This window comes from Methanosarcina sp. 1.H.T.1A.1, from assembly GCF_000979295.1.
Taxonomy (GTDB): Archaea; Halobacteriota; Methanosarcinia; order Methanosarcinales; family Methanosarcinaceae; genus Methanosarcina.
This window is the reverse complement of the sequence record NZ_JJQY01000113.1, coordinates 1-8,992: the sequence shown is the minus strand read 5'-3', so window position 1 is coordinate 8,992 and position 8,992 is coordinate 1. Positions and strand designations below refer to the sequence as shown.

Genomic DNA, 8,992 nt, shown 5'->3' with positions numbered 1-8,992 from the left:
AGACGGCATACGAGATAGGAGTCCGTCTCGTGGGCTCGGAGATGTGTATAAGAGACAGTTGATACACTTATATAGAAAATTAACCTCGATACCCGGAACCTGGGAGAGGGAACCGGATGTCCACTCAGAGAAAGGGATAACCTGCTTGGAAACTATACGAAGGAACAACTCCAAAGGTATACGAAAAGGGCAAAGCATTATACTGAGATGGATAAGAAATCGAGTTTAGTCAAAGACCTCAAAATGGATAGAGATTTAGCATTCAAACTTTGCCTCCGTGCCGATATAAAAGACCTTGACGGCCTGAAAAACTGTGATCCAAAATATGTTCATAGAAAAATTTGTGATCACAGAACGGAGTCTCAGGAGGCTCATGACAGATTGTGTGAATGTTCAGAAGAAGTAATTCAACACTTCAAGGAAAAAGCAAAGGCAGAATTAAAAAATAAATGACTCAAGAGCCCCGATACTTAATGGTCTTGACCACAACCTGGTATTCTTTGTCAACTTCTGGACGTTTCGGGACATAAAACCAGTAAAATCATCAATTTAGTTTAAGTGCCCTCTCAATCTTTTTTAGGTTGGGTTTTCTAATTTTCCGGCATCCAATTTTAGTTTTCATTTTTCTGAACCCCAGGCTCTCACCGGGTGCGAAGCAGCCGTCTTTTCCGTACAAACACAAAGACCGAGCCATAAAGACTGAGCCATTCAGCTTCAGGTCTTAGAAGATAATCTCCCAGATGCAGATTCAATTTTAAAGAGCCGTTATTACCATTTTCGAGATTTTACAGCAGTAAGGAAACTGAAAAGAAAAAGATGATTTATGGTAGTGGAATTTCTCCTTAGATTTGAAAAAATTGTGAAAAAGAGCAAGAGTTAAAAAGATTGGCGATATACCTGAACAGAAAAATCCTTAAAGAAGAACAATCGAAGCTAATCGAAACCCTCATTATTGATACTAATTATGAACAGATGTCAGGTTAAAAATGAGTGAAAATAACGTTAATCGAACCGCAATTGAGGAGCAGTATAAGAGGCTGCAAGCTGGGATTATAGAGGAATAAAAATGATCAATGGTGAACTGAAAAACAAAATTGATGGCATCTGGAACGTTTTCTGGTCTGGAGGAATCTCCAACCCTCTCGAAGTTATCGAGCAAATTACTTACCTGCTGTTTTTAAGGCGCTTGGATGACCTGCACACACTGGAAGAGAACAAATCAGCACGGCTCAAGCGCCCTATGGAGCGCCGTGTTTTCCCTGAGGGCAACGACCCAAAGGACCGTCCCTACGAGGATCTGCGCTGGTCTCACTTCAAACACTTTGCCCCGGCCGAAATGTTCACAGTTGTTGACGAACACGTCTTCCCCTTCCTGCGCACCCTGGGAGGCGACGACTCCACCTACGCCCAGCACATGGAAAGTGCCCGTTTCACCATTCCCACGCCCTCGATGCTGTCCAAGGCAGTTGACCTTCTGGACAGCGTGCCCATGGAAAACCGCGATACCAAGGGCGACCTATACGAATATATGCTTGGCAAGATCGCCAGCGCCGGGCAGAATGGCCAGTTCCGTACTCCGCGCCACATCATCCAGCTTATGGTGGAGCTGACCTCCCCCCAGCCAACAGATATTATATGCGATCCTGCATGCGGTACAGCCGGATTTCTCGTAGCTGCAGGCGAACACCTGCGAGAATACCATCCGAACATCCTGCACGATGAGAGGCTGAAACAGCACTTCCACCACGGGATGTTCCACGGCTTTGATTTTGATAACGTCATGCTCCGCATAGGCAGTATGAATATGCTCCTGCACGGCGTGGAAAACCCTGACATTCGCTACCGTGACTCCCTTGCCCAGGACTATGCCAGCGACGAAGAAGCCTACACACTTGTGCTGGCTAATCCACCATTTGCAGGTTCGCTGGACTACGAGAGCACCTCTAAGGAACTCCAGAAAGTTGTCAAGACCAAAAAGACCGAACTGCTTTTCGTTGCCCTTTTCATGCGCCTGCTCAAACCCGGTGGACGGGCTGCCGTCATCGTTCCTGACGGCGTCCTCTTCGGCTCAAGCAAAGCCCACAAGGAGCTCCGCCGCATGCTTGTAGAGGAGCAGAAGCTTGATGCCATTGTTTCACTTCCCGGCGGCGTTTTCAAGCCCTATGCAGGAGTTTCTACTGCCATCCTCCTTTTCACGAAAACAAATTCAGGAGGCACAGACCATGTCTGGTTCTACGATATGCAGGCCGACGGCTGGAGCCTTGACGACAAGCGCAGCCCGCTTCTGGACGAGGAAAAACTTGGTCCTGTGCCTTCAACCGCACTTAATGAGGAGGAACACGCCAAAAACAACCTTCCTGATGTCCTGGCCCGCTGGCAGGAACGCGATAACAACGAACTCAAACGCCCCCGAACTGAGCAGAGCTTCTGCGTGCCAAAAGCCGACATCGCAGCCCAGGGTTACGACCTTTCCCTCAACCGCTACAAGGAAGTTGTGCATGAGGAAGTGGAATACAGAGCCCCGAAAGAGATACTTGAAAGCCTCGCAAAGCTGGAAGCTGAGATTCAGCAGGGGATGAAAGAACTGGAAGGGATGCTGGAATGAAAACTGGATGGAAAAAGTTGCCTTTCGAAGAGGTAATTACTGATGTATCAGGCGGTAATGTGAAAACACCTCAAGGAGAGTTCCTTCCAGAAGGACAATTTGCAATTGTAGATCAAGGAAAAGAGCTGATCTCTGGATATGCAAATGAAGAAAAGAGACTTTGTCATGCAGATCTTCCAGTAATTATATTTGGGGATCATACACGTTGCTTCAAATACGTAGATTTTCCATTCTGCATGGGAGCAGATGGGGTGAAAGTCCTACGACCAAAAGTAGAGGCAGAAGTAAAATACCTTTACTATTACCTTCGTCAGTTACACATAACGGACGCAGGATATAGCCGTCATTTCAAATACTTAAAGCAGTCTGAGGTGGTTTTACCACCTTTGGAAGAGCAAAAGAGAATTGCAGATATTCTGGACCGTGCGGAGGCTCTTCGAGCAAAACGCCGAGCTGCCCTCGCCCAGCTTGATGAACTTGTTCAATCCATATTTATTGACATGTTTGGAGATCCTGTCAACAATCCAATGGGTTGGAACACTAAAAAACTCGAAAAATTATGTGCGAAAATCTTTGGAGGTGGTACTCCTTCTAAATCTAAGCCGGAATACTATGAAGGAAGTATTCCTTGGGTTACACCAAAAGATATGAAACGGGATTTCATCCAAGACAGTATTGATCATATTTCAGCCCAAGCTGTTGAAGAGAGTTCAACCAAACTTATACCTCCAAATTGTTTGCTCATGGTAATTAGGAGTGGAATTCTAAAAAAGAAACTCCCTGTAGCTATAAACATTTGTGAAGTTACAATGAACCAAGATATGAAAGGTTTCTTTTTTGACAATAAATTTACAAATTCTTACTTTATGCTTTATTTTTTTAAGATTTACCAGAGAGACTTGTTAAATCGCGTCAGATCAGTTACAGCTGATAATTTAGAGTTTGATCAAATTAAGGACATAAATGTCATTGTACCACCTATTGAGAAACAACAAATATTCGCTCTTCGCGTCTCCGCCGTAGGGAAACTAAAAACAACGCACGAAGCCTCGCTGGCAGAACTGGATGAGCTTTTTGCCTCTCTACAGTACCAGGCTTTCAGGGGTGAACTATAAGACGAATGCTGTTCCGCCATTCTCAAAAGGTCAAATTGAAGCACTTATGCAATTGCTTGGAGAATGCGGAACTGGTAACGATATAACAGACTAAAAGGAGACTGATTTTTGTGAAAGCTACTGAAGCTAAATTACTCGATTTTCTCAAAAAATCCCCCCAATTTGTGATTCCTATTTACCAGCGCACATATTCATGGACTGAGAAAGAGTGTCGGCAGTTGTGGGATGATATCCTGCGTACAGGCAGTAACGACGAAATATCAGCCCATTTCGTCGGCTCTATCGTCTACATTGAAAAAGGGATCTATCAGGTATCCAGCCAGTCCCCTCTGCTTGTGATCGACGGTCAGCAGCGTCTGACCACAGTAACTCTGCTAATAGCTGCCCTTTCGAGAGCGCTTGACCAATTAGATGAAGAAAAACGTGAGCCTCTGGATGGTTTTTCTCCGCGCAAACTGCGCAATTATTATCTGCTCAACCCGGAAGAAGAAGGAGAAAGGCACTACAAGCTTATCCTGTCGCAGACGGATAAAGACTCGCTCATCTCTATTGTCGGCAGCAGTGAGCAACCCAAAGAATATTCCCTGCGGGTGATGGATAACTTCAAGCTTTTTGAATCATGGATTGCTGGGTATAAAGACAATCTCACGCTCCTGTGTAGAGGGCTGGCCAAGCTTGTAGTGGTGGATATTGCACTCAACCGCGATCAGGACAACCCACAGCTTATTTTTGAAAGCATGAACTCTACAGGCAAAGAACTTAGCCAGGCAGACCTGATCCGCAACTTCATTCTGATGGGACTGGAACCGCAGTTGCAGACAAGGCTCTACGAGCAGTTCTGGCGGCCAATGGAGGTGGACTTCGGGCAGGAAGCCTACAGCGTTCACTTCGACGGTTTCATGCGCCACTATCTGACTGTTAAAACCGGAGATATACCCAGGGTTGGTGAAGTGTATGAGGCGTTCAAGGATCATGCCCGTTCCCCAAAGACGGCACATATCGGAATGGAAGCGCTGGTAGCCGACATTCGAACCTTTTCACGTTACTTCTGTGCTATGGCATTGGGAAAAGAGACTGATATTGATATGAAACTGGCTTTCCATGACTTACGCGAGCTGAGGGTAGATGTGGCTTATCCATTACTCCTGGAAATGTATCGTGACTATGCCACCGGGATGCTCTCAAAAGAGGATTTTGTTACGGCTGTGAGACTTGTGGAGGCCTACGTTTTCCGGCGTGCTATCTGCTCCATCCCAACAAATTCTCTGAACAAGACCTTTGCAACCTTTTCCAGAGACCTCAAAAAGGATCGTTACCTCGAAAGCATCCAGGCAAATCTTCTTCTGTTACCTTCTTATCGCCGCTTTCCCAGTGACGAAGAGTTCAGGCGCGAATTGCAAACCCGTGACCTCTATAACTTCCGAAGCCGCAGTTATTTGCTCAGACGGTTGGAAAACCACGGGCGTAAAGAACGCGTGCAGGTAGATGAATACACTATTGAGCATATCATGCCGCAGAACGAAACCCCCTCTACCACCTGGAAGACGGAACTCGGCCTAGAATGGGAGAGGATTCGAGAGACGTGGCTGCATACCCTTGGTAATCTCACACTCACTGGCTACAACTCAGAGTATAGCGACCGTTCTTTTGCAGAGAAACGTGACATGCATGGCGGCTTCAAGGAAAGTCCCCTAAAACTCAATAACGGGCTTGGTCTGCTAGATCAATGGAACGAAGACGCTATCAAAGAAAGGGCGAGCAGGCTGAAAGGTATAGCTCTTGAAGTATGGGCAGTACCAAAGCTGGAAAACGATATCTTGGAGGCGTACAAGCCAAAGGCGGAGACCTCGGGTTACACCATTGAAGACCATCCATACCTGCACAAGGGCGTCATGCATGAGCTGTTCGAGGCTTTCCGCAAGGAAGTGTTAGCTCTCGATCCCTGTGTAACCGAGGATTTTCTCAAGCTTTACGTTGCCTACAAGGCTGAGACCAACTTTGTGGATGTAGTTCCACAAGCTAAACGGCTACGTTTGTCTCTCAATATGTCTTTCTCTGATATCAACGATCCAAAAGGGCTCTGCAAAGATGTTTCAAACATAGGACGTTGGGGTAATGGTGACGTAGAAATCAGCTTGGCATCGATAGACGAGCTACCCTATGTGATAGGCCTTGTAAGACAATCCTTCGAGAGGCAAATGGGGAACGGAGGATACTAATGACCAATTTTGCCTTTCTCGAAGCCGAATGGCCTTCTCTGTATGAGGCAGCCGAAAAAGCCTCAAATGCAGTCTATCCCGACCCTCGCACTGCCTGCTTTTATGCTCGCAGGGCTCTGGAACTGGTTGTGCAGTGGATGTATAAGCACGATTATACACTGCTCCTGCCTTATCAGGAAAATTTGAGTGCCCTTATCCATGAGCCCACATTCAAGAAAGCTGCAGGAGAGGCAATCTTCAACAAAGCCCGGGTCATTATCCGGCTTGGAAATCAGGCTGTGCACAGCAACAGCACAGTTCTGCTGCATGATTCATTAACAGCCGTGAGCGAGCTTTTCCACATCAGCTACTGGCTTGCCCGCACCTATGCCCGAAAAGAAAAACCTGAACCGGGGCTGAGTTTCAACCCTGAAGATCTGCCAAAAACAACCGTCCCGAAGCAGACGATAGAACAGCTCCAGAAGCTGGAAGCAAGCCTCCGGGAAAAGGACGAAAAACTCTCTCTGATTCTCGCCGACAAATCCGCAATGGACGAAGAACTCAAACGCCTGCGGGCCGAGGTTGCAAAAGCAAAAGAAGCTGCAGCCCTGCTGCCGGACACCCACGACTATTCCGAAGCCGAGACCCGAAAAAGCCTGATTGACATACTGCTAAAAGAAGCCGGCTGGCCCCTTGACAAAGCTCAGGACAGGGAATTTGAAGTCTCGGGCATGCCGAACGAAAAAGGGATCGGTTATGTAGACTACGTGCTCTGGGGAGACGACGGAAAGCCCCTTGCCCTCGTGGAAGCAAAACGCACCACAAGAGACCCGCGGGTCGGCCAGCAGCAGGCAAAACTCTATGCCAACTGCCTCGAAAATCAGTTCGGGCAAAGACCGGTGATCTTCTACTCAAATGGGTATGAAACCTGGATCTGGGACGATTCAAGCTATCCCCCGAGGCAAGTGCAGGGCTTCTATAAAAAACCTGAACTTGAACTGCTAATCCAGCGGCGCAGCAGCCGCAGGCCTCTCTCCGAAGCAGAAATTAATTCCTCCATCGTCGAACGCTACTATCAGACCCGAGCCATCCGCCGCATTGGAGAAGCTTTTGAACAGGACTATGACCGAAAAGCTCTGGTAGTAATGGCAACAGGCGCCGGCAAGACCCGTACAGTGATTGCACTCTGCGACCTCCTCATGCGCTGCAACTGGGTCAAACGCGTGCTTTTCCTGGCCGACAGGGTGGCTCTGGTCAACCAGGCGGTAAACGCCTTCAAAAAGCACATGCCCGACTCTGCACCTGTGAACCTTGTCACGGAAAAGGACACAGAGGGGCGAGTGTTCGTTTCTACCTATCCGACGATGATGAAACAGATAGAAGAGATGAGCAACGGACAGCGCCGCTTTGGAGTTGGGCATTTCGACCTTGTGATTATTGATGAAGCGCACCGCTCAGTCTTCAAGAAATACAAAGCAATTTTCGACTACTTTGATTCACTGCTTGTGGGCCTTACAGCAACACCCAAAAACGAAATTGAACGCAACACCTACAGCCTCTTTGACCTTGAAACCGGTGTTCCCACCGACGCTTATCATCTGGAAGAAGCTGTAAAAGACGGTTTTCTGGTCCCTCCACAAGCGGTTTCAGTGCCCCTGAAGTTCCAGCGCCAGGGGATCAATTACGACGAACTCTCCTATGAGGATAAGGAACAGTGGGATGAGCTAGAATGGGACGAGGACGGCGAAATCCCTGACCGGGTAGAAGCCGAAGCCGTCAACAAATGGCTGTTTAACAAGGACACCGTGGACAAAGTGCTTGCCCACATGATGGAGCGGGGCCTGAAAGTCGCTGGCGGTGACCGCCTTGGCAAGACTATCCTCTTTGCCAAAAACCAGGCTCATGCAGAGTATGTTGCCGAACGGTTCAATGCCAACTATCCGCATTTCAAGGGTGAATTCGCCCGTGTTATCACTTTCAAGACCGAATACGCCCAGAGCCTGATAGACAACTTCTCTATCAAAGAAAAAGCCCCGCATATTGCAATCTCGGTAGACATGCTCGACACCGGGATCGATGTGCCGGAAGTCGTTAACCTGGTTTTCTTCAAACTGGTGCGCTCCAGGACAAAGTTCTGGCAGATGGTCGGACGCGGAACAAGGCTCTGTCCTGACCTTTTTGAGCCGGGAAAGGACAAACAGTTTTTCTTTCTTTTTGATTACTGCCAGAATCTGGAATTCTTCAGCCAGAACCCGGAAACCACTGATGGCTCACTGGGAGATTCGCTTGGCACGCGCCTGTTCAAATCACGGCTTGAATTACTCTCCGAGCTGGACAGGAAACTGGCTGACAACGATAACGGAGCCTGTGCCGATAAATCGGAAATATACGGTGAACCAAAAACAGAAACTGAAGTCCGCTACTCGATTGCCAAAATGCTGAACAGTGAAATTGCCTCGATGAATCTGGACAATTTCGTCGTGCGTCCCAAACGGCGGCTGGTCGAGAAATACTCAAGGTCCGAAGCCTGGTTAAAGCTGTCCGGTGAAGACCTCTCCGAGCTTACCCACGAAGTCGCAGGTCTGCCCTCGCAGTTGCAGCCGGAAGCCGAAGAAGCAAAGCGTTTTGACCTCCTTGTCCTGAACCTGCAGCTGGCTTTACTGCGTGCCGAACCCGCCTTTGAGCGCCTTCGCAATCAGGTCCGAGATATTGCCGGCCTCCTTGAAGAAAAATCAGCCATCCCGATGGTACGCGACCAGATGGCTCTGATTCTGGATGTGCAGACCGATGAATGGTGGGAAAATGTTACAACTCCCATGCTGGAAACGCTTAGACGGCGTCTCCGTGACCTGGTAAAACTTATAGAAAAACACCGCAGAAAGCCTATTTACACCGATTTCGAAGACGAAATGGGCAGTGAAACCAATGTTGAATTGCCCGGCTTTTCTGCAGCCGGAGATTTTGATAAGTTTCGCGCCAAGACCCGGGCTTTTCTCATAGAACATCAAGATCAGGCCGTAATCCATAAGCTCAGGATCTGTCTCTTATACACATCTCCGAGCCCACGAGACGGA

Annotated in this window: 5 protein-coding genes; all 5 read left to right on the top strand. The window is 48.0% G+C overall.

What is annotated here, in order from left to right; genetic code table 11:
- The first annotated feature begins 207 nt into the window (after positions 1 to 207).
- Complete coding sequence (locus EO95_RS11705) at positions 208 to 453, top strand: hypothetical protein (RefSeq protein ID WP_048134866.1); 246 nt, start codon at positions 208 to 210, stop codon at positions 451 to 453.
- A gap of 613 nt (positions 454 to 1,066) precedes the next feature.
- Positions 1,067 to 2,605 carry a class I SAM-dependent DNA methyltransferase gene (locus EO95_RS11700; RefSeq protein ID WP_048134865.1) on the top strand — a complete coding sequence of 513 codons (1,539 nt, stop codon included), beginning with the start codon at positions 1,067 to 1,069 and terminating at the stop codon, positions 2,603 to 2,605.
- A complete protein-coding gene (locus tag EO95_RS11695) occupies positions 2,602 to 3,720 on the top strand; it encodes a restriction endonuclease subunit S (RefSeq protein ID WP_048134864.1) in 1,119 nt (372 codons plus the stop codon). The genes EO95_RS11700 and EO95_RS11695 overlap by 4 nt, the downstream gene beginning before the upstream one ends.
- A 110-nt stretch (positions 3,721 to 3,830) precedes the next feature.
- Positions 3,831 to 5,939, top strand: a complete 2,109-nt coding sequence (locus EO95_RS11690) for a DUF262 domain-containing protein (RefSeq protein ID WP_048134863.1) — start codon at positions 3,831 to 3,833, stop codon at positions 5,937 to 5,939.
- On the top strand, positions 5,939 to 8,992 hold a 3,054-nt coding region (locus EO95_RS11685; RefSeq protein WP_048134862.1), incomplete at its 3' end, for a DEAD/DEAH box helicase family protein. The genes EO95_RS11690 and EO95_RS11685, both read left to right, overlap by 1 nt.